Raw genomic sequence first — 26,201 nt, 5'->3', positions numbered from 1 at the left:
ACCTTGTATGGTGTGGATGCGTCTTTCGAAGAAGAAAGGCGCTGGGGTAAGGGACGTCTTCAACCATCAGCCGGTTGCACCCGGACTGCCACTACGAGAGCATCCCACCCCGCCTCACGCGTCGATAAGGAATCTAGCGGCCGAGACCGCCGATTGATCGCAAGGTAACGCCCGAGGCGTGGCTACCCCAGCGGATTTAACGTATCGCAGGGAGAGCTGTCATGCAAACTTCAATCGTTTTTATTGGGGTCGATGTCGGCAAGTTTGAACTTCAAGTAGCCGCATCTGACGGAGAGATCGTGACGGGCGTCTTGCCCAACAATCGCTCCAGCATCGTGGGCTGGCTAAAGCGTCTGCCGGCCACTAGTGTGATCGCCATGGAAGCGACAGGAGGCTATCAAGAGCTCCTGGCTCGTACGGCGCATGAGCGCGGATTTGAGGTTTATGTCCTTAACCCGACCCACGTTCATCATTACGCCATCTCGTTGGGGAACCGCGGCAAGACAGATCGATTGGATGCCGCCGTCATCGCGCAATACATCGCGCAGCATCACAAAAAGCTGCATCGTTACGAACCGATATCTCCAGAATTGCAGGAAGTCAGAGCACTTCAGGCGCTGAGATCGACGGTGGTCCGTGTGGGCACATCCTTGCGATTGTCGGCCCAGCGACATGGTTGCGTAAGCAGCCATCAGAAGAAGGCTCTCGCAAGTTTGACGGCGTGGTCAGAGCAGCTCGAACGGGAAATGATTGCCAAGATTAAGGCCCAGAATGACTGGGCCAAGACATACGGTCTGCTCACCGGCATATGCGGCATAGGACCGATAACCGGCGTTGCCCTGACGAGCTTGTTCAGCCGGATCGACTTTGCCAGCAGCGATGCGGCGGTAGCCTTCTGTGGCCTGGATCCGAGGCCGAACGAATCCGGAAGAAAAGTCGGCCGGCGCCGGCTAAGCAAGCAGGGCGATAAAGCCGCGAGGACATTGCTCTACAACGCGGCTAGCTCAGCGGCGCGCACGGAACAATTCAAGGATTACTACGCCATGCTCAGGGTTCGAGGGCTGGCCTCGACTGCGGCCTTGGTCATAATCGCGCGCAAACTCCTGCGGATCGCGTACGGGGTATGGCGAACAGGTCAACCCTTTGATCCAGAGAAATTGCGACCTACGACTGCTTGACCGAGACCATAGAATCTCGTCGGCCGACCCCCATCCCAGCGCGGCCTGATGCGGCGTCTTGAACGCCCGCTCGACCATCGCAGGCTCGAACACGCCCGTGGAATACGCCAGCCACGTCAGATAGGGACCGCGCTGCGGGTCGCCGACGACCGGTCCCAGCCCCGCCTGCGGAAACAGGTCGGTCAGGTACACCGCGATGGCGGGCGTTTCAAACACGGGCACGCCGTCATGCACCAGCGCCGGCACCTTGCGGTGCGGATGGATGTCGATGTAATCGGCAGGCATGTGCCCCGTGCTGTCGTGGCCGCGGATCGACACCATTTCGGTGTCGTAGGGCACGCCCAGTTCCTCGAGCAGCCACAATATCCGGAACGACCGCGAACGCGGTGCGTGGTAGAGCGTAAGCATGGTCGGTCTCCTTGGGGGATCGGACCATTTTGCCCTGCGGGCCGCTACGCCGCCAAGGCCAGCAATATCCCGTATCCCCCCATGCCGAGCAGCACGGCTACACCCGTGTTGCTGACCAGGCGCGCCGCCACGCCCGTGACGACAAGCCCGCCCACGTACGGCGCAATGTGGGCGGCCTCGTCGGCGGCGCCCAGCAGATCCGGCACGATGACGGCGGCGGCGATGCCGGCCAGCAGCGACGGACCCAGCGCCGACAGCGCCGAGCCCTCGCGGGACAGGTGCCGCAACAGCCGGCTGCGCTCGGACAGCATGAACGGCAGGGCGCGCGTGAGGTAGGTGATGACCGCCATCGCAATGACGGCGCCCCAGAATTCCAGTCCGCTGGCGTTCATGCGGGCCTCCTGAATCGATAGGCGGCGCAGCCGATGACGGCGCCTGCCAGGATGGCGAGGCTGGTGTATCCCAGCGCGGCCACCAGTCCGGCGCCGATGACGGCGGCCAGGATGGGCAGTCCCATGCCGCGCCGGGCGCTCTGGCACACCAGCGCCATGAACAGCGCGGGCAGCGCAAAGCGCATGACTTGCGACAGCATCGGATAGTGCCGCTCGAGACCGTCGCCGGCGTACACGCCCACGGCGGTGCCGGCGATCCACGTCAGCCAGGCGCCCAAGCCCAGCGCGACCATCCAGCCCTGGCGCCGGGCGGGTTCCACGCCCTGCAACCGGTTGAAGGCGGTGGCGAAGACTTCATCGGTCAAAAGAAAAGCAACCTTCAGGCGATCGCGCAGCGCTGCCGGCAAAAAGCGCGACAGCAGCGGGCCATAGAGCAGGTGCCGCGCATTGAGCAGCGAGCACAGCGCCACCACCCACAGCCACGGCGTGCCGGCCTTGATGGAGGCCAGCAGCAGGAACTGGCTGGCGCCCGCGTACACCAGCACGGAAATCAGGATGACCTGCAACGGCGTCAGGCCAGCCGCGATACCGGCGATGCCGAACGTCACGGCAACCGGGAAGTAGCCGATCATGACCGGCAGGCAGGATTTCAGGCCATCGATATGCGCGCCGCCGGACGGGGCGCGCGCGGCGGCGGGGGGAGTCTCCAAGGCGCTCATCGCTTTGACTTGTTGCGGCGGGCGCCCATTTTACTCAGCGGTATGGGCGGCTTGGATTGGGTCGGCTTGGATTGGGTCGACCCGGCTTGGCGCGGTTCAGCGCGAATCGCCGCCGGCTCAGCCCAGCGGAGCGCGGCCGATCAGATGCCTCGCGCCGTCAAGGCGTCGCGCCCAGCGCCCGCAGCTTTGACTTCAGACGGCGCACCTCCTGGCTCAGGTCCAGGATGAGCGCTACGGCGTCCAGACCGGCGCCAAAGTCATGCTCGAGCCGCCGCGCGTGCAAGGCGCGTTGCAGGTCCACGCTGTAGAAACGCCATTCCGCCGGGCCGCTGCCGCTGGCATTGACGATGCCGACTTCGACCAGCCGGGCCACCCATTCCACTTCCGCGCCGCAGGCGCGCGCCAGGTCGTCTGCGTTGAGCGGCTGCGACTTGCCGACGACGGTGGCGCTGGTGATCACTATCTTCTTCATGCTCAGACCCCGAGATTGCGGCGCGGGTTGAAGGGCAGATCCTGCTGCAGCTTGCGGTAAGCGGCCTTGGCGGCTTCGCTGTCCGCCGGCGGCAGCACCAGATCCAGGACCAGGTACAGATCACCCGGCGGATCGCCGGGAATGCCGCGCCCGCGCAGCCGCAGCTTGCGGCCGTTGCCGGACCCGGGCGGCACGGACACTTCGACCGTGCCGCCGGGCGTGGGCGCCTTGACGCTGGCGCCCAGCGCGGCTTCCCACGGGGCAACCGGCAAGGTCATGTAGAGATCTCGCCCTTCGGCACGGTAGCGCGGATGCGGCTTGAAGCGCACTTCCAGATACAGATCGCCGCTTTCGCCGCCGCCATAGCCGGGCATCCCCTGTCCGGCCAGCCGGATGTACTGGCCTTCGCGCACGCCGGCCGGGATCTTGACGCTGAGGGTGCGGCTCTGCATGTGCGGCCGGCCCTGGTCGTCCATCTGCATGGACCGCAGGCTGATGTCGCGCGTCGCGCCCTTGATGGCGTCTTCCAGGTCGACTTCGATGGCGGCGTGATGGTCTTCGCCGCGCGTGCGGAATTCCTGCTGGCGTCCGCCGTGCCTGGCGCCCCGACCACCAAAGAGTGACGAAAAGAACTCGCTGAATTGGGCTTCGTCGCCGGCCGCGGCGCCGCGGTGGAATTCGAAGCCTTCGTCCCATCCGGGCGGCGGTTGGAAGCCGCCTTCGGGCGAGACGCCCGCGGCCAGATTGTCATAGGCCTGGCGCTTTTCGGCGTCACGCAGCACGTCGTAGGCTTCGTTGACGTCGCGCATGCGGGTTTCGGCGTCGCTTTCCTTGCTGACGTCTGGGTGATATTTGCGGGCGAGCTTGCGGTATGCCTTGCGGATATCGTCGTCGGATGCGCCCTGCTCCACCCCGAGAATGCTGTAGTAGTCCTTGAACTCCATGTTCCAGCTCACGTAGAGGGTTGAGGCCGCGTCCGGCACAGCCGGATCCGGCCTTGAATAGCCAGAAGATAGGGGTTATGGACCGATTTTTCAATGTGCGGCCGCGCGCCAGGGGCCGGCCGCGGAAAGCCGGTAGCCCGATTGGCGTAGTATGTGTTGTTTCGCCCGGCATTCTGGGGCGGACCCACCTTGCAGGATCCACGATGAAGATGAGCAACATCCCCTTCGGCACCACCGACTGGTCCGAAGTGGAACGCACCGAACACGCCGGCGAAACCGGCACGGCGTACTGGCGTACCCGCCAATTCGGCGACCTGCGCGTGCGCATGGTGGAATACACGGCCGGTTACCTGGCTGACCACTGGTGCACCAAGGGCCACATCCTGTTCTGTCTGGAAGGCGAATTGCACACCGAACTGGAAGACGGCCGCCAGTTCGTGCTGACCCCCGGCATGAGCTATCAGGTGGCCGATCAGGCCGAACCGCACCGCTCGTCCACGCAGACCGGCGCCAAGCTGTTTATTGTGGACTGACCTTTGCAGGCTGACCTTTGCGGACTGACGCGCCCGCGCGACACGTCCGCATTGCACTTGCGTTACGCTTTGCAAACCAGCCGCCCCGCGCGGCCTGACCATACGTTACTTCGCCTGACCGGAGACAAGCTTTGGGCGCCCCGATTACGCTATACGTCGATTCCCTGTTTCTCAGCCCGTACGCCATGTCGGTCTATGTGGCGCTGACCGAAAAGCAACTGCCTTTCGAAGTGCGTCCCATCGACCTGAGTGCCGGCGAACAGCGCATGCAGCCGTTCCAGTGCCGCGCGCTCACCTCGCGGGTGCCGGCGCTGACCCACGCGGACTTCAACCTGACCGAATCCAGCGTCATCGCCGAATACCTGGAAGAAGCCTTTCCCCCGCCCGAACACACCGCCCTGTTTCCGTCCGCCCTGCAGGAACGCGCCCGCGCGCGCCAGTTGCAGGCCTGGCTGCGCAGCGACCTGGGCGCCCTGCGCCAGGAACGTCCCACGGAAACCGTGTTCTACGGCGAATCCGGCCCGCCGCTGTCCGACGACGCCCATGCAGCCGCCGCCAAGCTGATCCGCGTGGCCAGCTATCTGGTCGGCGTCGGCCAGACGACCCTGTTCGACAAATGGTGCATCGCCGACATCGATCTGGCGGTCATGCTCAAGCGCCTGTCGAACGACGACCTGCCCGACACGCTGCGCGCCTACGCCGACGCCCAATGGCAACGGCCCGCCGTCCAGAAATGGCTGGAACACAACGCCGCCGCGCGGTGACCTGACCCTCATCCAAGGCGCCGCGATGCAGCTGCTGGATCACGTCTCCATCACCGTCGCCCGCCTGGACGCCGCCCGCCCGTTCTACGACGCCATCATGCGGGCGCTGGGCGCGGACAAGGTCTACGACCGTCCCGACGCGATGGGATACGGCGAGCGCTGTGGTCCCGGCGACAGCGGCCATACCTATCTGTCGGTGTTCGCCGCCCCCGACGCTTCTCCCGATCCCGCATCCGCCGCCCGGCGCCACTGGTGCTTCAAGGCGCCCACCCGGGCGGCCGTCGACGCTTTCCATGCCGCCGGCCTGGCGCACGGCGGCCGAGACGACGGCGCACCCGGCGTGCGCGCGCATTACCATCCCCTGTATTACGCTGCCTTTCTGCTGGACCCGGACGGCAACCGCGTCGAAGCGGTCTGCCATCGGTCCGACTGAGCTGGGCTGATCGGCCATTTGACGCCCCGCAAATCGTTCTGATGTTGCACCGCACCATCCGTTGCGGTGTAATGGGGAGGTCAATTTCGCCGGTTCCACTGGGGACCGGCTCGGCGGCCATCTGTCGCCGGCAGCTCATTACAGGAGATCGCCATGGCCGCATCCGGCACCGATCACACGCTCGCCCCGTCCCTCAACCCCTGGACGGCCGCCTACGAATACGCCGTGGACGCCTGGCAGCGCGGCGTGCTTTACGCAGACGTGATGCGCCAGCGCGGCAACCAGTATCACGAACACATGGCCAAGCGCGCGCCGAACGTGCTGAGCATGGAATTCGAGCTGGTGCTGGATGGCCGCGAGCTGCCCCGTCCCGTCAATTACGGCCTCTTGCGGATCAAACCGCCGGCCGGCGTGGAAACGGACCCGATCAAGCGCCCCTTTCTGGTGGTGGATCCGCGCGCGGGCCACGGGCCGGGCATTGGCGGCTTCAAGCCGGAGAGCGAAATCGGCGTGGCGGTGCGCGCGGGCCATCCCTGCTACTTTGCGACGTTCCTGCCGCAGCCCATGCCCACCCAGACCGTCGAAGACGTGATGATGGCCGAGGCGCGCTTCCTGGAAGAAATCATTGCGCTGCACCCGGATGCCGAGGGCAAGCCCGTCGTCGTGGCCAATTGCCAGGCGGGCTGGCAGATCATGATGACCGCGGCGGTGCGTCCTGAACTGTTCGGGCCGATCATCGTCGCGGGCGCACCGCTCTCGTACTGGGCGGGCTGGCGCGGCATGAATCCCATGCGCTACGCGGGCGGCCTGCTGGGCGGAAGCTGGCTCACGGCCATGACCAGCGACCTGGGCAACGGCAAGTTCGACGGCGCCTGGCTGGTGCAGAACTTCGAGAACCTCAATCCGGCCAACACCCTGTGGTCCAAGCAGTACAACCTGTATTCCAAGGTCGACACCGAAGCCGACCGTTACCTCAGCTTTGAAAAATGGTGGGGCGGCCACGTCTTCCTGAATGGCCCCGAAATCCAGTACATCGTCGACAACCTGTTCGTCGGCAACCGCCTGGCGACCGCCGGCCTGGTGACCTCCGACGGCATCCGCATCGACCTGCGCAACATCCGCTCGCCCATCGTGGTGTTCTGCTCCAAGGGCGACAACATCACCCCGCCGCCGCAGGCGCTGGGCTGGATTCCCGAGCTCTACCAGAACGAAGCCGAGGTCCTGGCCCACGGCCAGACCATCGTCTACGCCATTCACGAAAGCATCGGCCACCTGGGCATCTTCGTGTCCGGCAGCGTAGCGCGCAAGGAACACCAGGAATTCACCTCCAACATCGACATGATCGATGTGCTGCCGCCGGGCATCTACCAGGCCGAAATCGCCGACAAGACGCCCGACACGCCCAACGCCGATCTGGCTTTCGGCAACTACGTGCTGTCCTTCGAACAGCGCAAGCTGGACGACGTGCGCGCCATCGTCGACCGCAAAGAAGAAGACGACCAGCGCTTTGCCGCGGTGGCCCGCATCTCGGACATCAACCTGGGCATGTACCGCAGCTTCGTGCAGCCCTGGCTGCGCGCCATGGTCACGCCGCAATCGGCCGAGTGGATGCAGCGCATGCACCCGCTGCGCCTGCCCTACGAACTGATTTCCGACCGCAACCCGGTCATCGCGCCCATCGCCAAGGTGGCCGAACAGGTGCGCGAGAACCGGCAGCAGGCCGCGCCCACCAATCCGTTCGTGGTGGCGCAGGAAATGTTCTCGAACTGGATCGAGACCAGCCTGAACATCTGGCAGGAACTGCGCGATTCCGCCGACGAGCGCACCTTCATGAGCGTGTATGGATCGCCGGTCGTGCAGGATCTGGCCGGCCTGGGCGCCAAGTCCGGCCCGCCGCGCCGGCACCCGGGCGTATCGCCGGAGCACCGCCGCTTCATGGAAGACCGCGCCGCGGAACTGCGCTCGATGCTGCAGGAAGGCGGTCTGCGCGTGGCTGCGATCCGGATGCTGTTGTATGTGTCCGGCGCCGAGGGCGGCCTGGACGAGCGCAGCTTCGCGCTCATCCGCAAGATGCGCGCCGAAGCCGACAACGCGCTGACGCTGGAGGCGTTCAAGGACGTGATCCGCGAACAGGCCTTGATGATGACGCTGGATTCGGACGCCGCCATTCAAGCGATGCCGCGTCTTCTGGAAGACTCATCGGCCGCGGAGATCCGCGCCAGCCTGGTCGCGATGAAGGGCGTCCTGGAAGCCGCCGAGCCGCTGAGCGACGCGGCGCGCGAAAGCCTGAACGAAATGGAGCGCATCTTCGAAGCGGCCGAACGCCGCGCGCAGCGGCGCGGACAGGGTCAGGCGCCTGCCGCGTCGCGCGGCGCCGCCGCCACGAAGTCCCCCTATCCGGTCCAGGATCTGGTCGACCTGGCAGCCGAGGTGCCCGCCAAGACCGCCCGGCCGCATCCTGATGCGGCGGGTAAGGCCGTGAATGAGGCGGAGCCGCCCAAGAAGGCCGCGCCGTCCGCATCGAAGAAGGTCGCATCGAAGGCTGCGCCGTCCGCGTCGAAGAAGGTTGCGTCGAACGCCGCGTCCAACGGGGCGTCCAACGGCACGTCCAACGGCGCGTCCAAAACGGCATCGAAGGCCCCGGCAAAGCCGGCAGCTAAAGCATCCAAGACTGCAGCCAAGACTGCGGCCAATGGCGCCGCCAAGACAGCGTCCAAGTCCGTATCAAAGTCCGCAGCCAAGTCCGCGTCCAAGTCTGGCGCGGACGCGACCCCGGCCAAGGCGCCCGCCAAGCGCGCGGCCGCCGCCCGTCAACCTGCCAAGGCCTGAGACCCATGAGCCTCCCGACGTCCACGCACTACGACAAACTCATCGCGCGCGCGCAAACGCTGGAGGCGGCGCCCTGCGCGATCGCCCATCCCTGCGATGAACCGTCGCTGTCGGCCGCGCTGGAAGCGCGCGATCTGGGCCTGCTGCGACCCATCCTGGTCGGTCCCGAAGGCAAGATCCGCGACACGGCCGCGCAGTTCAAGCTGAACCTGGGCGACGCCCGCATCGTCGATGCGCCGCACAGCCATGCCGCCGCGGAGTCCGCCGTGGCGCTGGTGCGCAGCGGCGAGGCCTCCCTGTTGATGAAGGGCAGCCTGCACACCGACGAGCTGATGCACGAAGTCGTGGCGCGCGCCACCGGCCTGCGCAGCGGCCGGCGCATCAGCCATGTGTTCATCATGGAAGTGCCGACCTACGCCGAGCCGCTGTTCATCACCGACGCGGCCATCAACATCTTTCCGGATCTGGAAACCAAGGCCGACATCATCCGCAACGTGATCGACCTGCATCTGGGATTGGGGCTGGGCGAACCGCGCGTGGCGATCCTGTCGGCGGTCGAACAGGTCACCCCCAGCATCCCCAGCACCATCGAGGCGGCCGCCCTGTGCAAGATGGCCGACCGCGGCCAGATCGCGGGCGGCGTGCTGGACGGCCCGCTGGCGCTGGACAACGCGATCAGCCCCGACGCCGCGCGCATCAAGGGCATCCGCTCGCCGGTGGCCGGCGTGGCCCAGGTGCTGGTGGTGCCCGATCTGGAAGCCGGCAACATGCTGGCCAAGAACCTGACCTTCCTCGCCAACGCCGAGGCGGCCGGCATCGTGCTGGGCGCACGCGTGCCGATCATCCTGACCAGCCGCGCAGACAGCCCGCGTTCGCGCCTGGCGTCGTGCGCGGTGGCGGCGATCTACGCCAACCACCTTGCCCAGCAGCAGGCCAGACCGCTGGCCTGATCATTCCCAGCCCCGGCCTGCCCCCGCGGGCCGCCGCGCGACTTGTCTCAACGTGGAAGCACACCGCCATGAGCGACACCATCCTCGTCATCAACGCCGGCAGTTCCAGCATCAAGTTCTACCTGTACGACATCGACGACAAGCATGAACTGGCGCCCCGGCTGGGCGGCCAGCTTGAAGGCATCGGCACCACGCATCCGCGCCTGCGCGTGCGCGACGCGGTGGGCGAGACGCTGGTCGAACGCGACATCGCGCCCAGCCACGCCCCCGACGTGCCCAACGCGCAGGAAGTCGTCGGCACGTGGCTGAGCGGCCACCTGGGCGGCGCGCCGCTCGCAGTGGGGCATCGCGTGGTCCATGGCGGGCCGGATCTGTCCGAGCCGGTGCTGATCGACGACGACATCCTGGCCCGGCTTGAAACCTTCACGCCGCTCGCGCCGCTGCATCAGCCCAACAACCTGGCGCCGATTCGCGTCATTCGCGAGCGACGGCCGTGGATTCCGCAGGTCGCCTGCTTCGACACGGCGTTCCACCGCAGCCATTCCGACGTCGCGGACCGCTATGCGCTGCCCGAGCGCCTGTATCTGGAAGGCGTGCGCCGCTACGGCTTTCATGGGCTGTCCTATGAATACATCGCACAGCGCCTGAAGCAGACGCTGCCCGACATCGCGATGGGCAAGATCGTCGTCGCCCACCTGGGCTCTGGCGTATCGGCCTGCGTCATGCACCAGGGCAAGAGCGTGGACAGCACCATGGGCTTCACCGCGCTGGAAGGTCTGCCGATGGGCACGCGCCCTGGCCGCCTGGATCCCGGCGTGGTGCTGTGGATGATGGAACAGGGCATGAGCCACGACGAGATCGAGCACATGCTGTATCACGATTGCGGCATGAAGGGCCTGTCGGGCATCAGCAACGACATGCGCGAACTGCTGGCCAGCAATGCACCGTCGGCCAAGCTGGCCCTGAAGTATTTCGCGTGGCGCGTGGCCGAAGGCATGATCGGCCTGGGCTGCGCGACGAACGGCATCGACGGCATCGTCTTCACGGCGGGCGTCGGCGAAAACTCGGCCGAGATCCGTCAGGCGATCAGCGAGCATTGGGGCTGGCTGGGCATCAAGCTGGACCCCGAGCGCAACGCCCGCCACGGGCCGCGCATCTCGGCCGACGACAGCCGCATCGGCGTCTACGTGGTGCGCACGAACGAAGAGCTGGTCATCGCGCAGCACACGCTCGCGCTCGTGAGGCAGCGATGAGCGCGCACCTGCCGCTGGCCGGCAAGCGCGGGCTGGTGACCGGTATCGCCAACGCCGACTCCATCGCGTGGGGATGCGCCAAGGCGTTTCGCGCCATGGGGGCCGAACTGGCGGTCACCTACCTGAACGACAAGGCCCTGCCGCACGTGGCGCCGTTGGCGCAGCAGGTTCAAGCACCCTTGCTGATGCCCATGAACCTGCTGAACGACGGCGAGCTGGAAGCCGTCTTCAGCCGCATCACGGACGAATGGGGCGCGCTGGATTTCGTGCTGCATTCGGTCGCGTTTGCCCCGCGCGACGATCTGCACGGGCGCGTCACGGATTGCTCGCGCGCGGGATTTCTTCAGGCGATGGACGTGTCGTGCTGGTCTTTCATCCGCATGGCCAAGCTGGCCGAGCCGCTGATGCGCAATGGCGGCGCCCTCTTCTGCATGAGTTACTACGGCTCGCAGATGGTCGTCGAGCACTACAACATGATGGGACCGGTCAAGGCCGCCCTGGAATCCGCCACGCGCTATCTGGCGGCCGAACTGGGTCCGCAGGGTATTCGCGTGCATGCGATCTCGCCGGGACCGCTGAAGACGCGCGCGGCGTCCGGCATCGCGGAGTTCGACTCGATGCTGGATCGCGCGCAGGCGAAGGCGCCGGCGCGTAGTCTGGTGTCGATTGATGATGTGGGCGAAGCGACTGCGTGGCTGGCCACGGATTCGGCGCGGCTGATGACGGGGCAGACGCTGTACATCGACGGCGGGTATCACATCATTGATTGACGCGGGGTGTCTGACACTCGCGGGGTGTCAGACACCCTGCATGCAGCGTCGACGTGCATAGGGCGATTCTTCAGGGTGTCAGACACCCCGGTCATTCTGCTTGCGCTGGGTGTCAGACACCCTGCATGCGGCGTCGACGCGCATAGGGCGACTCTCCAGGGTGTCAGACACCCCGGTCATTCGATTGGTGTAGGACACCCCCGGTCATTTGAAGGTCAGGCCAGCGTCGCCGGCCCGCCCCGGCGCCAGCGCTCGATGGCGTCGACCGCCTGTTCCGGGCTGCCGAAGATTCTGTCCGGCCCGATCTTCTTGACCAGCCCCGAACGCTGCAGCGCCTCGCGAAACTTGCCGTGGCCGCCGGCCACCAGCAGCGTGATGCCGCGCTCGTCCAGATTGCGCTTCAGTTCATACAGCGCCTCGACCGCGTCCGCGTCGGCCTGCGTCATGGCCTCGGCATCCAGCACGAACCAGCGCACGTCGCCCGCCTGCTCGATGATCTCTCGGGCGCGGCGGCGGAAGGCGTCCGCGTTGAAGAACCAGACCGAAGATTCGAACAGCCAGATCACGGCGCCGGGGACGGGCTTGGCTTGCGGATTCAGGTGCAGCTTGCCCAGCACGGTTTCACCGGGCAGCCGGCCCAGCAATGCATCCCGCGGATTGCCGGACACGTACATGGCGTAGAGCAGCGTCGCGCCTACCGAGACGGCCACGCCTTGCAACACGCCGAATCCCACGACTCCCACGGCGGCCAACACGCCGAATGCAAGCTCGATCCGCGAAATGCGCGCCAGCCGCTTGAAGGCCTGCCAATCGAACAGGCTGGCCGCAGCCAGCAGCAGGATGGCGGACAGCGCAAACTGCGGCAGCCAGTACAGCGGCGCGCTCAACAGACCCACCACGACGGCCAGCGCGGCCGCCGCGCTGATGCTGACCAGCGGCGACGATCCCCCGGCCACCAGCCCGACCGCCGTGCGCGAGTCCGCGCCCGTCACGACATAGCCTTGGAACAGCCCGGCCGCCACGTTGGCCGCGCCGAACCCCACGAGTTCGCGATTGGGATCCACGTGCTCGCCCGTGCGCGCCGCAAAGCTGCGGGCGGTCACGATGCCGCTGGAAAAACTGACGACCAGGACGCCCGCGGCGCCCAGCAGGATGCCGTCCACGCCTTCCAGGCTGACCGGCAGATTGAAGGACGGCAGTCCGGCCGGCACGTCGCCCACCACCGCGATGCCCAGCGCCGGAAAATTGAACAGCCAGGACAGCACGCAGGTCGCCACCACCAGCAGGATGGGACCGGGCCACGACGGCCGCACGCGCTTGACGACGACCAGGAAGATGCAGGAGGCCAGGCCGAGGAACAGCGTCGGCAGCCGGATCTCGGACAGGCGGTGCGACAGTTCCATGAACGGATGAATGAGGCCGCTGTTGCGCAGTCCCACGCCAGTCAGGCCGCTGAGCTGCGACATCGCCAGTGTGATAGCGACGCCCGCCATATACCCGATGAGCACGGGCCGCGACAGCAGATTGGCCAGCACGCCCAACCGCAGGACGCGCGCGATGAGGCAGCCCACGCCCACGGTCAGCGCAATGCTGGTGGCGCCGAGCAGACGCGCTTCCGGCGTGGTCAGCGCCATGCCGGTCAGCGTGGCGGCAATCAGGGTGCAGGTGGCGGTGTCGGGACCCACGATGAGGGTGCGCGACGAACCGAAGAACGCATACGCCAGCATGCCGGCAATGGCCGCCCACAAGCCGGCGACGGGCGGCACGCCCATCATGGCGGAATAAGCCAGACCGACCGGCAGGGCCACGGCGGCGACGCTCAGCCCTGCGGTCACGTCACGCCGCGCCGATTCGCGGGTAATGCCCTGGAAGTTGGCCAGGCCAGGAATAAAGCGGAGATTCATGGTGCAGCGAGACGGATCACAAGTGAATTCCCGCCAGCAGCGGGATGACCGCCCAAGCCTACACCAACCCCAAGCCGCGCGGCGCGCGGCGAATCAAGGCGGCGGCGTTGGGTGCCGCACGCTTGGTGCGGGCGGGCGTCTGACGCCCGCCGCACGCCGCCCCTTCGCAAGGGGCGGACACAGCCAGACTTAACCCGCCGCGCGGGCTTCCAGCACGGCCACGGCCGGCAGGGTCTTGCCTTCCAGGAATTCCAGGAATGCGCCGCCGCCCGTCGAGATGTAGCCGACCTGCTCGCCGATCTTGTACTTGGCGATGGCGGCCAGCGTGTCGCCGCCGCCGGCGATCGAGAAGCCGTCGGAGTCGGCAATCGCGCGGGCCACTACTTCGGTGCCGTTGGCGAATTGATCGAATTCGAACACGCCCACCGGGCCATTCCAGACGATCGTGCCCGCCTGCTTCAGGATGCCGGCCAGTTGCTCGGCGGTCTTGGGGCCGATGTCCAGGATCATGTCGTCGTCGGCCACGTCGCTGGCCGCCTTGACGGTGGCTTCGGCGTCGGCGCCGAACGACTTGGCGCACACCACGTCAACGGGAATCGGCACGGCCGCGCCGCGCTTTTTCATGATGTCGATCACGGCGCGTGCCTGATCCACCTGGTCGGGTTCCGCCAGCGACTTGCCGATGGACAGGCCGGCGGCCAGCATGAACGTGTTGGCGATGCCGCCGCCCACCACCAGCTGATCGACCTTGTCGGCCAGCGATTGCAGGATGGACAGCTTGGTCGACACCTTCGAGCCGCCCACGATGGCGACCAGCGGGCGCTTGGGTTCGTGCAGCGCACGGCCCAGGGCGTCGAGTTCGGCTTCCAGCAGCGGGCCGGCGCAGGCCACAGACGCGAAGCGCGCGATGCCGTGGGTGGTGGCTTCGGCGCGGTGGGCGGTGCCGAAGGCGTCGTTGACGTAGACGTCGCACAGCGCAGCCATCTTCTTGGCCAGCGCCTCGTCGTCCTTCTTTTCGCCGACATTGACGCGGCAGTTTTCCAGCAGCACGACCTGGCCGTGATCGACCTTCACACCGTCAACCCAGTCGCGCACCAGCTGCACGGGCATGCCCAGCAGCTCGGACAGGCGCTGGCCGACCTTGGCGAGCGAATCGGCGTCGGTCAGGACGCCCTCTTTCGGACGGCCCAGGTGCGACGTGACCATCACGGCGGCGCCGGCGTCCAGCGCCAGGCGGATGCCGGGCACCGAAGCGCGGATACGGGTGTCTTCGCTGATGCGGCCGGCGTCATCGAACGGAACATTGAGGTCGGCGCGGATGAACACACGCTTGCCGGACAGGGCGCCGGCCTTGGCCAGCGCGGACAAAGTTTTGACCTTGGACATATTTGGATTCCTTCGGTAGGCGAACAAAGGGGACGAACCCATTTTCCGCAATGGCGGAAAACAAATCCGTCCCCTTATGGACTGGCGGTGTGCTTACTTGGCCGACATCAGCGCGACGGTGGTGTCGAGCATGCGGTTCGAGAAGCCCCACTCGTTGTCGTACCAGGACGAGACCTTGACCAGACGGCCCGAGACCTTGGTCAGCGACGCGTCAACGGTGCTGGAGGCCGGGTTGTGGTTGTAGTCGACCGAGACCAGGGGTTCGGTGTTGTAGTCCAGGATGCCCTTCAGCTCGCCTTCCGAGGCGGCCTTCAGGATGCTGTTCACTTCTTCGGCGGTCGTGTCGCGGCTGGCCACGAACGACAGATCGACCAGCGACACGTTGATGGTCGGGACGCGGATGGCGTAGCCGTCCAGCTTGCCGTTCAGTTCCGGCAGGACCAGGCCCACGGCGGCGGCAGCGCCGGTCTTCGTGGGGATCATGCTCATCGTGGCCGAACGCGCGCGGCGCAGGTCTTCGTGGTAGACGTCGGTCAGGACCTGGTCGTTGGTGTAGGCGTGAACGGTGGTCATCAGGCCGTTTTCCAGACCCAGCTTGTCGTTCAGCGGCTTGACCAGCGGGGCCAGGCAGTTGGTGGTGCACGAGGCGTTGGAGATGACGGTGTCCGTCGACTTCAGCACGCCATGGTTGACGCCGTAGACGATGGTGGCGTCGACATCCTTGCCGCCGGGGGCCGAGATGATGACTTTCTTGGCGCCGCCCTTGATGTGCGCGCCGGCCTTTTCCTTGGTGGTGAAAAAGCCCGTGCATTCCAGCACGACGTCGACCTTCAGGTCGCCCCACGGCAGTTCAGCCGGGTTGCGGTTGGCCAGCACGCGGATCTTGTCGCCGTTGACGACCATGAACTCGCCGTCGACTTCGACGGTGCCCGGGAACTTGCCGTGGGCGGTGTCGTAGCGCGTCAGGTGCGCGTTCGTCTTGGGATCGCCCAGATCGTTGATGGCGACGATTTCGATATCGTGCTTCTTGCCACCTTCGTAGTGGGCACGCAGGATGTTGCGGCCGATGCGACCGTAACCGTTGATGGCGACGCGAATGGTCATGACTAAGCTCCTTTTTTACAAAACTTGCTTGACGGTCTCGGCCACCTTGTCGGCGGTCAGCCCGAAGAACTTGAACAGTGCGCCGGCCGGTGCGGACTCGCCGTAGCGGTCGATGCCGACCACGGCGCCTTCCAGGCCCACGTACTTGTGCCAGAAAGCGGTGACGCCGGCTTCGACAGCGACGCGCGGCAGACCCTTGGGCAGCACGGATTGCTTCCAGGCGGCGTCCTGCTTGTCGAAGACGTCGGTGCTGGGCATGGACACCACGCGCACGGCGATGCCTTCCTTGGCCAGCTGCGCCTGGGCGTCCAGGGCGATGGCGACTTCGGAGCCGGTGGCGATGATGACGGCGCGGGCGCCCTCGGCATCGCGCAGCACATAGCCGCCGCGGGCGATGGCGTCCACCGTCGCCGCGTCGCGCGGTACGAACGGCAGGTTCTGGCGCGACAGCAACAGGGCCGTCGGGCCGCCGTCATGCACGTCCATGCCGATGCTGGCCGGGCGCGTCACGGCGGCGTTCCAGGCCACGGCGGTTTCGGCCGTATCGCAAGGACGCCACAGCGACAGGTTGGGGATGAGGCGCAGGCTGGCCGCGTGTTCGATCGACTGGTGGGTCGGGCCGTCTTCGCCCAGGCCGATGGAGTCGTGCGTGAACACGTGGACGACGCGCTGCTTCATCAGCGCGGCCATGCGGATAGCGTTGCGCGAGTAGTCGGAGAACGTCAGGAACGTGCCGCCGAACGGCAGGTAGCCGCCGTGCAGCGCGATGCCGTTCATGATGGCGGCCATGCCGAATTCGCGCACGCCGTAGTTGATGTGGCGGCCGAGCTGGATGCCCTTGTCGCCGGCGCGGACGGCGGCAACGCCCTTCCAGTCGGTGAAGTTGGAGCCTGTCAGGTCGGCCGAGCCGCCCAGCATTTCCGGCAGCAGCGGCGCCAGCGCGGCGATCGCGAATTGCGAGGCCTTGCGGGTGGCGACGGTTTCGCCCTTTTCGAGCGTGGCGGACAGGAAGGCCTTGAACTGCTCGGCGTAGCCGGCGGGCATCTCGCCCTTCATGCGGCGCGTGAATTCAGCGGCCTCGGCGGGGAATTCGGCGGCGTAGGCGTCGAAACGCTTCTGCCATTCGGCCTGGGCTTCGGCGCCCTGCTTGCGGCCGTCCCAGCCGTCGTACACGTCTTGCGGAATCTGGAAGGGATCCGACGACCAGCCCAGCGCGGTGCGCGTGGCGGCGATTTCGTCCTTGCCCAGCGGCGCGCCGTGCACGTTGTGCGTGCCGGCCATGTTGGGCGAACCCTTGCCGATCACCGTGCGGCAGACGATCAGCGTGGGCTTGTCCGACTGCGAACGCGCGGCCTTGATGGCGGCGTCGACAGCGGCGACGTCATGGCCGTCCACGCCGCGGACGACGTTCCAGCCGTAGCCTTCGAAGCGCTTGGCGGTGTCGTCGGCGAACCAGTGTTCCACATGGCCGTCGATGGAAATGCCGTTGTCGTCGTACAGCACGACCAGCTTGCTGAGCTTGAGCGTGCCGGCCAGCGAGCACACTTCATGCGAGATGCCTTCCATCAGGCAGCCGTCGCCGGTGAACGCGTAGGTGTGGTGATCGACGAGCGTGTGGCCCGGCTTGTTGAATTCGGCGGCGAGCAGCGCTTCGGCCAGCGCCATGCCCACGGCATTGCCCAGGCCCTGGCCCAGCGGGCCGGTGGTCGTTTCCACGCCCGGGGTGATGCCCACTTCGGGGTGGCCCGGCGTCTTGGAATGCAGTTGGCGGAAATTCTTGATCTCTTCGATCGGCAGGTCGTAGCCCGTCAGGTGCAGCAGGGCGTAGATCAGCATCGAACCGTGGCCGTTGGACAGCACGAAGCGGTCGCGGTTGGCCCAGGCGGGATCTTTGGGATTGTGGCGCAGGTTGCCGGCCCACAAGGCTTGGGCGATTTCCGCCATGCCCATGGGAGCACCCGGATGCCCGGAGTTCGCTTGTTGCACGGCATCCATCGCGAGGGCGCGGATGGCATCCGCCAAGGCAAGTTTAGGGGCGGTCGGATTGCTCATTCGGAAGGCTCTTTGAAACCGGCGCGCCTACAGAGGAAATAGGGCCGGTTGACTAGGTTGCGAAGCAGGAGATTTTAGCATCAGGGGATTTCCCGGAGGCCATCGGCCGGATGCCCTATGTAATCGCGGGTTTCGGGCGAATTGCGCGGGCAATGTAAGCTACGCGAACTTGTCACCTCCCCCACTCTCCGAATTCCGCAATACGTCATGCCCGCCCCCCGTTTCTACTGCGACGCCCCGCTGACCGCCGGCGCCCGCATCGCCCTGCCGGAAGCCCTTGCCCATCACGCCCTGCGCGTGCTGCGCCTGCGGGCCGGCGAAGCCGTCACGCTGTTCAACGGTCAGGGCGGCGAGTATCCCGCGGTGCTGGAAGTCGAGGGCAAGGCCGGCTTCGCCCAGCTGGGCGACTTCAATCCGCGCGAAGCTGAACTCGGTGGGCGCATCATCCTGGCCCAGGGCTTGCCGTCGGGCGACAAGATGGATTGGGTGGTCGAGAAAGCCGTGGAACTGGGCGCGGCCCGGGTCAGCCCCATCGCCGCGCAGCGCAGCGTATTGCAGTTGTCGGGCGCCCGGCTGGAAAAGCGCGTCGCGCACTGGCAGCGCATCGCGCAATCAGCCGCGGAGCAATGCGGCCGCAACCGGTTGATGACCGTCGACGCGCCGCTGACGCTGGAAGACTGGCTGGCCCAGCCTGCCGACGGCCTGCGCGTGCTCTGCCACCCCGAGGCCGAGCAAGACCTGGCCGGCATGCTGCAAGGCGCATCGGATCAGACGGGCATCACCCTGCTGGTCGGGCCGGAAGGCGGCTGGTCGGACAAGGAACTGGAAGCGGCCCGCAAGGCGGGTGTGCAGGCCGTGCGCTTCGGCCCCCGGGTGCTTCGCACCGAGACGGCCGGGCTGGCGCTGCTGTCGGCGATCAGCGCCCTGCGCGGGTGGTAGGTCAGTCGTTCTCGCCGTAAGGGGCAGCGGCCACGCCGGGCTCGGGTTCGGGATGCGCGCCGGCGTGTTCGATCACATAGGCAAACACGCGGCCGTTTTCGTGCGCGAAATCCGCGGCATCGGAGCACACGGTTTCGATGCGGCCGGCGTCCTCTTCAAGTGCCGGATCACCGGAATGCAGGCGGTACAGCCACAGCACCACGCCGGATTTGTGATCCAGCACCGTGTCGCACAGGCAGTCGTACAGGGCGTCGAGATTGCCGCCGAAGTATTCAGGAAAATCCACCGCCTTGACGATGGCGCGCAATACGGCCGAGCGGCTGCGGCACGGGTCGCAATTGGCAACAAACAAGGACAGGCCAAGTTCGTGCGCGGCGTCCACCACGGCCTTCTTGTCGAGCCCGTCGTGAGCCAGCGCACCGCCGCGCATCAGCTGCCGCTGCAAAGTAGATTGGCCATTGCGCGTCATGCCTGTGCCTCCCTGAAAAAGGCGATCACTTCATCGTTACGTCGCATCGTATCGGCATAACCCAGTTCTATCAATCGCTTGGTGTAGCCGGCTTCGAACAGGAGGTAGGACATCAGCGCCCCGCCCCCCGGACGGTTTGGATCGGACGATACACCGAGTACGCGGAAAAGCGCACGCGCTTGTGCAGGCATATCGTGCAAATGTTCAAGCGCCATCAAATCCAGCGACTGGCTGGGCGTGATCGTCAACACCTCGATGCGGCGCACGGTGGGCGGCGCGCCGTTCGGACCGGCGTGGTCCATCAGGTAATTGATGCGCTCCAGACGCTCGACATCCGCCGACAACCCATCCAGGAAGATGCTGGACAGCGCATGACCACCGACCTGCGCCAGCGACGGATACGGCGGCGAATCCTCGCGATTCTCAGGGTGGGTGTCGTCGCGGTAGCCCGTGCCGATCACCATGACGCGGTGCGCGCCCAGGTGGATCGCCGGGCTGATAGGCGCAAGCTGGCGCATCGAACCGTCGCCGCACCATTCGCCCTTGCCGTGCACCTGCACCTGGCGCGCCGGAAAGACAAAGGGAATGGCTGACGAGGCCATCAGGTGTTCGATGCCGATGGGCGTGGGGATGGCCAGCCGCAGGTAGCGGTGCCAGGGTTCGATCGGGGTGTGCGCCTGGTAGAACGTCAGGTGCTCGCCGCTGGTGTAGCCCGACGCGGTGATGGCCAGCGCGGACAGCGAACCGCTCTCCAGGTTGGAACGCAGATTGCTGAAGTCCAGCACGCGTTCCAGCAGCCCCTGCATCGGCGTGTTGTCCAGCAGCGAGTGCGGACGCTTGCGCGTCAAACCGGAATACATCCACCCAAGCGACAGAAGGCCCAGCCATCGCACGCCGGTGCGGATCAGCCCGGGCGCGTCGGCCCGGTAGATCATGTCGGTGTTCAGCGACGACCACAGGCGGCGGATGCGACGCACGCCCAGATGGGGCCGGTCGGCGCGGCAGGCCAGCGCGGCGGCGTTGATGGCGCCGGCGGACGTGCCGCAGATGATGTCGAAGGGGTTCTGGAATCGGGAATGCCAGTCCGGGTCCAGCAGCTCCATGATGGCGCTGAGCACCCCGACCTGATAGGCGGCGCGCGCGCCGCCGCCCGTCAGGACCAGGCCGGTGGGCGTGCGCGGGCACGCCCTGCCGGCCGGTTTGACTTCAACGTGGCGTATTGACATCGACCACCGTCATCGCGGTCATGTTGACGATGCGGCGCACGGTGGAGCTGGAGGTCAGGATGTGCACGGGGGCATTGGCGCCCAGCAGGAACGGACCCACCGCGACGTTGCCGCCCGCCGCCGTCTTGAGGAGGTTGTAGGCGATGTTGCCCGAGTCGACGTTGGGGCACACCAACAGATTGGCCTCGCCCTTGAGCGTGGACGACGGCAGGATGCGCATGCGCAGGGCCTCGTCCAGCGCGCAATCGCCGTGCATTTCGCCGTCGATTTCCAGTTCCGGATCCATCTGCCGCACCAGTTCCAGCGCGCGGCGCATCTTGGCGCCCGACGCCGAGCTGCCCGAACCGAAATTGCTGCGCGACAGCAGCGCGGCCTTGGGCGCCAGATACATGCGGCGCATCTCGCGCGCGGCGGCCACGGTGAACTCCGCAATCTGCTCGGCCGTGGGCTCGTCATTCACGTGCGTGTCCACCAGGACCACCGTGCGCTCGTTGAGCAGCAGAATGTTCATGGCGGCATACACGTTGTGGCCCGGGCGGCGGCCGATCACTTCATCCACGAAACGCAGGTGATCGTGATACGCGCCGACGGAGCCGCAGACCATGCCGTCGGCATCGCCCAGGTGCACCATCATTGCGCCGATCAGCGTCATACGGCGGCGCATTTCGACGCGCGCCATTTCCTTGGTGATGCCGCGGCGGCACATGCGTTCCCAGTAGGTCGTCCAGTACTGGTGGAAACGCTCGTCGTATTCGGGGTTGGTGACTTCGACGTCCTCGCCCAGGCGTAGACGCAGGCCCAGCTTTTCGATACGGGTCAGCAGCACCGACGGGCGGCCGACCAGGATCGGGCGGGCCAGGCCTTCGTCCACCACTACCTGCACGGCGCGCAGCACGCGCTCGTCTTCGCCTTCCGCGAACACGATGCGCGCCGGGCCGCCTTCGCGCACGATGCGCTTGGCCGCCGAGAACAGCGGTTTCATGAACGCGCCGGAGTGATACACGAACTGCTGCAGCTGTTCTTCGTAGGCTTCCAGATCGGCCAGCGGACGCGTCGCCACGCCGCCTTCCATTGCGGCCTTGGCCACCGCCGGCGCGATGCGCACGATGAGGCGCGGATCGAAGGGCTTGGGGATCAGGTATTCGGGGCCGAACGAAATGTCGAACGTGCCATAGGCGGCCGCCACGACTTCGTTCTGTTCTTCCTCGGCCAATTCGGCAATGGCGTACACCGCCGCCTTTTCCATTTCGCGCGTGATGGTCGTGGCGCCCACGTCCAGCGCTCCACGGAAGATGTACGGGAAGCACAGCACGTTGTTGACCTGGTTCGGGTAGTCCGAACGGCCCGTTGCCATGACCACGTCGTCGCGCACACCGTGCGCCACTTCCGGCAGGATTTCCGGCGTAGGGTTGGCCAGCGCCAGGATCAGCGGACGCGAGCCCATGGTGGCGACCATTTCGGGCTTCAGCACGCCGCCGGCCGACAGGCCCAGGAACACATCGGCGTCCTGGATCACCTCGGCCAGCTTGCGGGCGTCGGTCTTCTGCGCAAAGCGCGCCTTGTCCGGATCCATCAGCGTGGTGCGGCCTTCGTAGACCACGCCCTCGATGTCGGTCACCCAGATGTTTTCCAGCGGCAGGCCCAGATCCACCATCAGGTCCAGGCACGCCAGCGCCGCGGCGCCCGCGCCCGACGTAACTACCTTGACCTGCTTGATGTCCTTGCCCACGACCTTCAGGCCATTGATGAAGGCCGCCGACACACAGATCGCCGTGCCGTGCTGGTCGTCATGGAAGACGGGAATCTTCATGCGTTCGCGCAGCTTGCGCTCGACGGTGAAGCACTCCGGCGCCTTGATGTCTTCCAGGTTGATGCCGCCGAACGTGGCTTCCAGGCCGGCAATGATCTCGACCAGCTTGTCCGGGTCGGTTTCGTTGATTTCGATGTCGAAGACATCCAGGCCGGCGAACTTCTTGAACAGCACCGCCTTGCCTTCCATGACGGGCTTGGAGGCCAGCGCGCCGATGTTGCCCAGGCCCAGCACCGCGGTGCCGTTAGTGATGACGCCCACCAGATTGCCGCGGGCCGTGTAACGGAACACGTTGGCCGGATCCGCCACGATTTCCTCACAGGCCGCCGCCACGCCGGGCGAGTACGCCAGCGCCAGATCGCGCTGGTTCGTCAGCTGCTTGGTCGGCGTGACCGAGATTTTGCCGGGGCGCCCGTGCTCGTGATATTCAAGGGCGGCTTTGCGAAGGTTGGCATCCATAGGGCGGCTACTGGCTAGAGTGTGTGACACGAAAGAGGGAGGAATTCTATTCCCATGACGGGCCGTGCGATACGCGGGCCCTGCGCTTTCTTGAGGTCGAGCGCCGGAATCTTACAGCAAGCTGAACGTTTGTCAGACTTCGGGCCACAGGAGTTCCGGGAAGCAGCCGTCGGGGTCGAACTGGGTTTTGACGCGGCCGTCCAGGCGGACGGTTGCCAATCCCGGGGCAGCCGGTTCAGGCCGGGACGCGGTCGCGGCGCCGGTACGGACATCGTCGCCGGGCGGCACGTCAACCAGCACCGCGCCCTGCAGCCAAGCCAGCGTGCCGCCGTGTCCCAGCAGCAATTGCGCCAGGTTGACGGTGGCCGGCGTGACGGGCTTGAGCGCGTCCAGCCGGTAGCGGCCCAGCCAGTGATAGCCGTCGTTGGTCGCGAATGCATCACCGCCGGACGCAAGCTGGAACAGCGCCGGCACCAGGCGCTGCACGGTCGCCGACCGCAGCGGCTGCACGTCGGTTTCGCCGAACGCGCCCAGCGTTTCCTCGATGCCATCGGCCAGCAGAACGTCCGCCGCTACGAGGCCCGAGGCCGCGCAATGGCCCGCCGGCCAGGACGCCGGCGCCGCCACCCACTGGGCCAGCGTCATGTCGCCCGGCAGCCCGGCGAACTGCCGCAGCCCCGCGCTGGCCAACGCCGCCACGGTCACGCCGGGCTGCGCGTGCCACCGTGGTGCATCCCCGTCCAACCGGGTCAATCCGGCCAGCAAGACGGGATCCACCCGCAGGCGCGGTCGGGCCGAGGGCGCGAAGGGTCCCGCCGCCCCTTCCAATTCCAGCGTCACGTGGTACTCGGCGCAGAGCTTGCGCGCCTGGACGACGTCGGCCCCGGACGCCGGCGTGAGCATGGCGCAGGTGCCGTCCGCCCCGCCCTCGCCCAGGTCGCGGACCTTGCCGCGGCACACCAGCGCCAGGCGTTGCACGAAGGCCGCCCACGGCGTCTGGACGGGTCGCCGGCCCATGAGAAAGGCGCGCCGGGATGGCTGCATGACTACAATTCCTTTTTTGCTAGATGACGCTTTCGAGATTCCGATGCCCCGCCTCGCTACCCGCACTCACGATTTCCTGACGTTCCAGGTGATGGAACTGTTCAAGCAGGCGCAGGCGCTGCAGGCGGCCGGAAAGGACATTATCAGCCTGGGCATCGGCGAACCGGACTTTACCGCGCCACCCCAGGTGGTGGAAGCGCTGGACCGCGCCGCGCGCGCCGGCCTCAGCGGCTACAGCCCGGGCGCGGGCATCGCCCCGCTGCGCGAGGCCATCGCGCAGTTCTACCGCGACCAGTTCGGCGCCGCCATCGACCCGCGGCGCGTCATTGTGACCGCGGGCGCCTCGGGCGCCCTGACGCTGGCCTGCGCGGCGCTGGTGAATACCGGCGGCGAGGTGCTGATGCCCGATCCGTCGTATCCGGCGAACAGCAATTTCGTGTTGGCCGCGGGCGGCGTGCCGCGCCTGATTCCCAGCACGGCGGCAAAACGCTTCCAGCTGTCCGCCGACGACGTCGCGCGTCACTGGACGCCCGCCACGCAGGGCGTGATGGTGGCCTCGCCCAGCAATCCCACCGGCACGTCGATCGCCCACGGCGAGCTGGCCGAGCTGCTGGCGCAGGTGCGCGCCCGCGACGGCTTTGCCATCGTCGACGAAATCTATCTGGGGCTGTCCTATGACGGCCAGCCGCGCTCGGCGCTGACGCTGGACGACGACGTCATCGTCATCAACAGCTTCTCCAAGTACTTCCACATGACGGGCTGGCGCCTGGGCTGGATGATCGTGCCCGACGACATGGTCGCGCCGGTGGAAAAGATTGCCTCCAGCCTGGCGATCTGCGCGCCCACGCTGGCCCAGCACGCCGCGCTGGCCTGCTTCACGCCCGCCGCGCTGAAGACCTTCGAACACCGCCGCGAAGCCTTCAAGCAGCGCCGCGATTACCTGCTGCCGGAATTCGAGCGCCTGGGCATCGACGTGCCGGTCAAGCCGGACGGCGCCTTCTATATCTATGCCGATATCAGCAGCCTGGGCATGGACAGCGCCGCGTTCTCGCAGCGCCTGTTGCTGGAAGCCGGCGTGGCCGCCGTGCCGGGCCTGGACTTCGGACCGGCGCACGCGGCGCACACCATGCGGTTTTCGTACGCCACCGGCCTGGACCGCCTGGAAGAAGCGGTCGCGCGGATGGGCGTGCTGCTGCAGCGCTGACCCTGCTGTGCCGTCCCCATGAAAAAGGCGCGTCCTTGCGGGACGCGCCTTTTTTTTTCAGAACGGACAGCGCGGATCAGTCGCGCGCCAGCGCAATGCCCGACGCCAGCGCCAGGCGCCGGCGTTCCGCCTGCACCTTGGCGCCGTAGCCGTTGTCGTCCGGGCCCGTGGCCCCCACGTAACACGCCAGCCCGCCGTCGATCGAACCGCGGCGGTTGATGCAGTCGCGCAGGATCGTGGCGCCGACGCCGATGTTGGCGGCCGGGTCCAGCGGATTCTTGCCGACCGCGTCAAACTTGTCCTGGTGCACGCTGGTCATGACCTGCATCAGGCCCTGTGCGCCCACATGGCTTTCGGCCAGCGGGTTGTAACGCGATTCGATGGCGATCACGGCCAGGACCAGCAAGGGGTCCAACTGCTTTTCGCGGCTGACCTTGTACACAGTGTTCAGCAGCGGACCGGTCGCGTCATACGCAACCTTGTACTTGCGCGAGATATAGTTGCGCAGTGCTTCGGCCTGCGGTCCCGTAGCCGCCGACGCGGTCTTTTTGGGTGCGGGCGGCGCGACACGAGCCGGCCCCAGCATGCCGGTGGCGTTGCTGGCGGGTGCGGTGGGTACGGCCATGGCAATTGCCGACGAGGTGTCGGCACCCAGTTCGGAGCCGGCTTCGGACTCGGAGCTGGCCTGCATGGATGAAGGCGCGAGGGCGGTCAACAAGGCTTTGTGCACTTGCAATGCCTGGTCGCGCAAACCAGGCAGGGCGAATCCCATGCTTACCGTCACAATGACCGCGATGCCCAGGTAGACAGAGCAAATGCGCAGGGATTCGGCAAGATATTGGTGCACTCCTTGGGCCATGTTCCTGAACAGGCTGGCCACTGACGCATCGGGCATAAAACCTCCTGCGTAAAAAAGAGGGAGTCAATGTTAACCTCTCTTTGAATCCGAAATGTAACCA

23 protein-coding genes and 1 pseudogene are annotated in these 26,201 nt (G+C 66.4%); 10 read left to right on the top strand and 14 right to left on the bottom strand.

What is annotated here, in order from left to right; translation table 11 throughout:
* Positions 1-221 precede the first annotated feature (221 nt).
* Positions 222-1,082, top strand: a pseudogene (locus B2W22_RS11540) (IS110 family transposase); the annotation flags it as partial.
* Here B2W22_RS11540 and B2W22_RS11535 read toward each other — a convergent pair.
* The 5 genes from B2W22_RS11535 to B2W22_RS11515 all read right to left on the bottom strand — a co-directional run bounded on the left by B2W22_RS11535 (position 1,005) and on the right by B2W22_RS11515 (position 4,113).
* Positions 1,005-1,586 (bottom strand): glutathione S-transferase family protein, encoded by a 582-nt coding sequence (locus B2W22_RS11535; RefSeq protein WP_286937727.1) that lies wholly within the window; start codon positions 1,584-1,586, stop codon positions 1,005-1,007. The pseudogene B2W22_RS11540 and the gene B2W22_RS11535 overlap by 78 nt on opposite strands.
* Before the next feature lie 44 nt (positions 1,587-1,630).
* Positions 1,631-1,978 carry an AzlD domain-containing protein gene (locus tag B2W22_RS11530; protein ID WP_175124566.1) on the bottom strand — a complete coding sequence of 116 codons (348 nt, stop codon included), beginning with the start codon at positions 1,976-1,978 and terminating at the stop codon, positions 1,631-1,633.
* Positions 1,975-2,697, bottom strand: a complete 723-nt coding sequence (locus B2W22_RS11525; RefSeq protein WP_370632998.1) for an AzlC family ABC transporter permease — start codon at positions 2,695-2,697, stop codon at positions 1,975-1,977. Before B2W22_RS11525 ends, B2W22_RS11530 begins: the two co-directional genes overlap by 4 nt.
* 157 nt (positions 2,698-2,854) lie before the next feature.
* Positions 2,855-3,169 carry a chaperone modulator CbpM gene (locus B2W22_RS11520; protein WP_286937724.1) on the bottom strand — a complete coding sequence of 105 codons (315 nt, stop codon included), beginning with the start codon at positions 3,167-3,169 and terminating at the stop codon, positions 2,855-2,857.
* Positions 3,170-3,171: 2 nt separating this feature from the next.
* Positions 3,172-4,113, bottom strand: coding sequence for a DnaJ C-terminal domain-containing protein (locus tag B2W22_RS11515; RefSeq protein ID WP_175124580.1), 942 nt, complete (start codon positions 4,111-4,113; stop codon positions 3,172-3,174).
* 203 nt (positions 4,114-4,316) lie between these two features.
* Between B2W22_RS11515 and B2W22_RS11510 the strand changes: the two genes are divergently transcribed.
* From B2W22_RS11510 to fabI, 7 genes are all read left to right on the top strand, one after another.
* Positions 4,317-4,646 carry a DHCW motif cupin fold protein gene (locus B2W22_RS11510; protein WP_175124563.1) on the top strand — a complete coding sequence of 110 codons (330 nt, stop codon included), beginning with the start codon at positions 4,317-4,319 and terminating at the stop codon, positions 4,644-4,646.
* Positions 4,647-4,777: 131 nt separating this feature from the next.
* Positions 4,778-5,410, top strand: coding sequence for a glutathione transferase (gene yfcF / locus B2W22_RS11505; RefSeq protein WP_286937722.1), 633 nt, complete (start codon positions 4,778-4,780; stop codon positions 5,408-5,410).
* Between the two features lie 25 nt (positions 5,411-5,435).
* Complete coding sequence (locus B2W22_RS11500; RefSeq protein WP_286937720.1) at positions 5,436-5,843, top strand: VOC family protein; 408 nt, start codon at positions 5,436-5,438, stop codon at positions 5,841-5,843.
* Between the two features lie 153 nt (positions 5,844-5,996).
* Complete coding sequence (locus B2W22_RS11495) at positions 5,997-8,672, top strand: DUF3141 domain-containing protein (protein WP_286937718.1); 2,676 nt, start codon at positions 5,997-5,999, stop codon at positions 8,670-8,672.
* A 5-nt stretch (positions 8,673-8,677) separates the two neighbouring features.
* Positions 8,678-9,622: a phosphate acetyltransferase gene (locus B2W22_RS11490; protein ID WP_175186243.1), complete on the top strand. Its 945-nt coding sequence runs from the start codon at positions 8,678-8,680 to the stop codon at positions 9,620-9,622.
* A 68-nt stretch (positions 9,623-9,690) separates the two neighbouring features.
* A complete protein-coding gene (locus B2W22_RS11485) occupies positions 9,691-10,875 on the top strand; it encodes an acetate/propionate family kinase (protein ID WP_175124559.1) in 1,185 nt (394 codons plus the stop codon).
* On the top strand, positions 10,872-11,645 hold the full coding sequence (fabI, locus tag B2W22_RS11480; RefSeq protein WP_286937714.1) for an enoyl-ACP reductase FabI: 774 nt from the start codon (positions 10,872-10,874) through the stop codon (positions 11,643-11,645). The genes B2W22_RS11485 and fabI overlap by 4 nt, the downstream gene beginning before the upstream one ends.
* Before the next feature lie 215 nt (positions 11,646-11,860).
* Here the strand turns inward: fabI and B2W22_RS11475 are convergent, their stop codons facing one another.
* The 4 genes from B2W22_RS11475 to tkt form a co-directional block, all read right to left on the bottom strand.
* Positions 11,861-13,549 (bottom strand): SulP family inorganic anion transporter, encoded by a 1,689-nt coding sequence (locus B2W22_RS11475; RefSeq protein ID WP_286937712.1) that lies wholly within the window; start codon positions 13,547-13,549, stop codon positions 11,861-11,863.
* A 189-nt stretch (positions 13,550-13,738) separates the two neighbouring features.
* Complete coding sequence (locus tag B2W22_RS11470) at positions 13,739-14,935, bottom strand: phosphoglycerate kinase (protein WP_286937709.1); 1,197 nt, start codon at positions 14,933-14,935, stop codon at positions 13,739-13,741.
* 93 nt (positions 14,936-15,028) lie between these two features.
* On the bottom strand, positions 15,029-16,039 hold the full coding sequence (gap, locus tag B2W22_RS11465) for a type I glyceraldehyde-3-phosphate dehydrogenase (RefSeq protein WP_056570971.1): 1,011 nt from the start codon (positions 16,037-16,039) through the stop codon (positions 15,029-15,031).
* A gap of 15 nt (positions 16,040-16,054) precedes the next feature.
* The gene (gene tkt / locus B2W22_RS11460) at positions 16,055-18,091 is read right to left on the bottom strand and encodes a transketolase (RefSeq protein ID WP_286937707.1); all 2,037 of its coding nucleotides are present in this window, start codon (positions 18,089-18,091) and stop codon (positions 16,055-16,057) included.
* Between the two features lie 207 nt (positions 18,092-18,298).
* Between tkt and B2W22_RS11455 the strand changes: the two genes are divergently transcribed.
* Positions 18,299-19,030: a 16S rRNA (uracil(1498)-N(3))-methyltransferase gene (locus B2W22_RS11455; RefSeq protein WP_239212822.1), complete on the top strand. Its 732-nt coding sequence runs from the start codon at positions 18,299-18,301 to the stop codon at positions 19,028-19,030.
* 1 nt (position 19,031) lies between these two features.
* Here B2W22_RS11455 and B2W22_RS11450 read toward each other — a convergent pair whose 3' ends face one another.
* From B2W22_RS11450 to B2W22_RS11435, 4 genes are all read right to left on the bottom strand, one after another.
* Positions 19,032-19,499, bottom strand: coding sequence for a barstar family protein (locus B2W22_RS11450; protein WP_056570977.1), 468 nt, complete (start codon positions 19,497-19,499; stop codon positions 19,032-19,034).
* Positions 19,496-20,725, bottom strand: coding sequence for a patatin-like phospholipase family protein (locus tag B2W22_RS11445; RefSeq protein WP_246282926.1), 1,230 nt, complete (start codon positions 20,723-20,725; stop codon positions 19,496-19,498). The genes B2W22_RS11450 and B2W22_RS11445 overlap by 4 nt, the downstream gene beginning before the upstream one ends.
* Entirely contained in the window at positions 20,706-22,994 is a 2,289-nt protein-coding gene (locus B2W22_RS11440) for an NADP-dependent malic enzyme (protein ID WP_175124553.1), read from the bottom strand. The genes B2W22_RS11445 and B2W22_RS11440 overlap by 20 nt, the downstream gene beginning before the upstream one ends.
* Positions 22,995-23,126: 132 nt before the next feature.
* Positions 23,127-24,038, bottom strand: a complete 912-nt coding sequence (locus B2W22_RS11435; protein ID WP_175124552.1) for an FAD-binding protein — start codon at positions 24,036-24,038, stop codon at positions 23,127-23,129.
* 43 nt (positions 24,039-24,081) lie between these two features.
* Here B2W22_RS11435 and B2W22_RS11430 point away from each other — a divergent pair, with 43 nt between their 5' ends.
* Positions 24,082-25,242: a pyridoxal phosphate-dependent aminotransferase gene (locus B2W22_RS11430; protein ID WP_175124551.1), complete on the top strand. Its 1,161-nt coding sequence runs from the start codon at positions 24,082-24,084 to the stop codon at positions 25,240-25,242.
* Positions 25,243-25,318: 76 nt separating this feature from the next.
* On the opposite strand, the gene B2W22_RS11425 is transcribed toward B2W22_RS11430, so the two are convergent.
* Positions 25,319-26,137, bottom strand: coding sequence for a lytic transglycosylase domain-containing protein (locus B2W22_RS11425; protein WP_175124550.1), 819 nt, complete (start codon positions 26,135-26,137; stop codon positions 25,319-25,321).
* Positions 26,138-26,201: the final 64 nt, after the last annotated feature.

The sequence above is a fragment of the Achromobacter sp. UBA4530 genome (assembly GCF_002388205.1).
Taxonomy (GTDB): domain Bacteria; phylum Pseudomonadota; class Gammaproteobacteria; order Burkholderiales; family Burkholderiaceae_B; genus Achromobacter; species Achromobacter animicus.
Note: the sequence above shows the minus strand (reverse complement) of the source record. Positions and strands in the feature narration are given on the sequence as shown.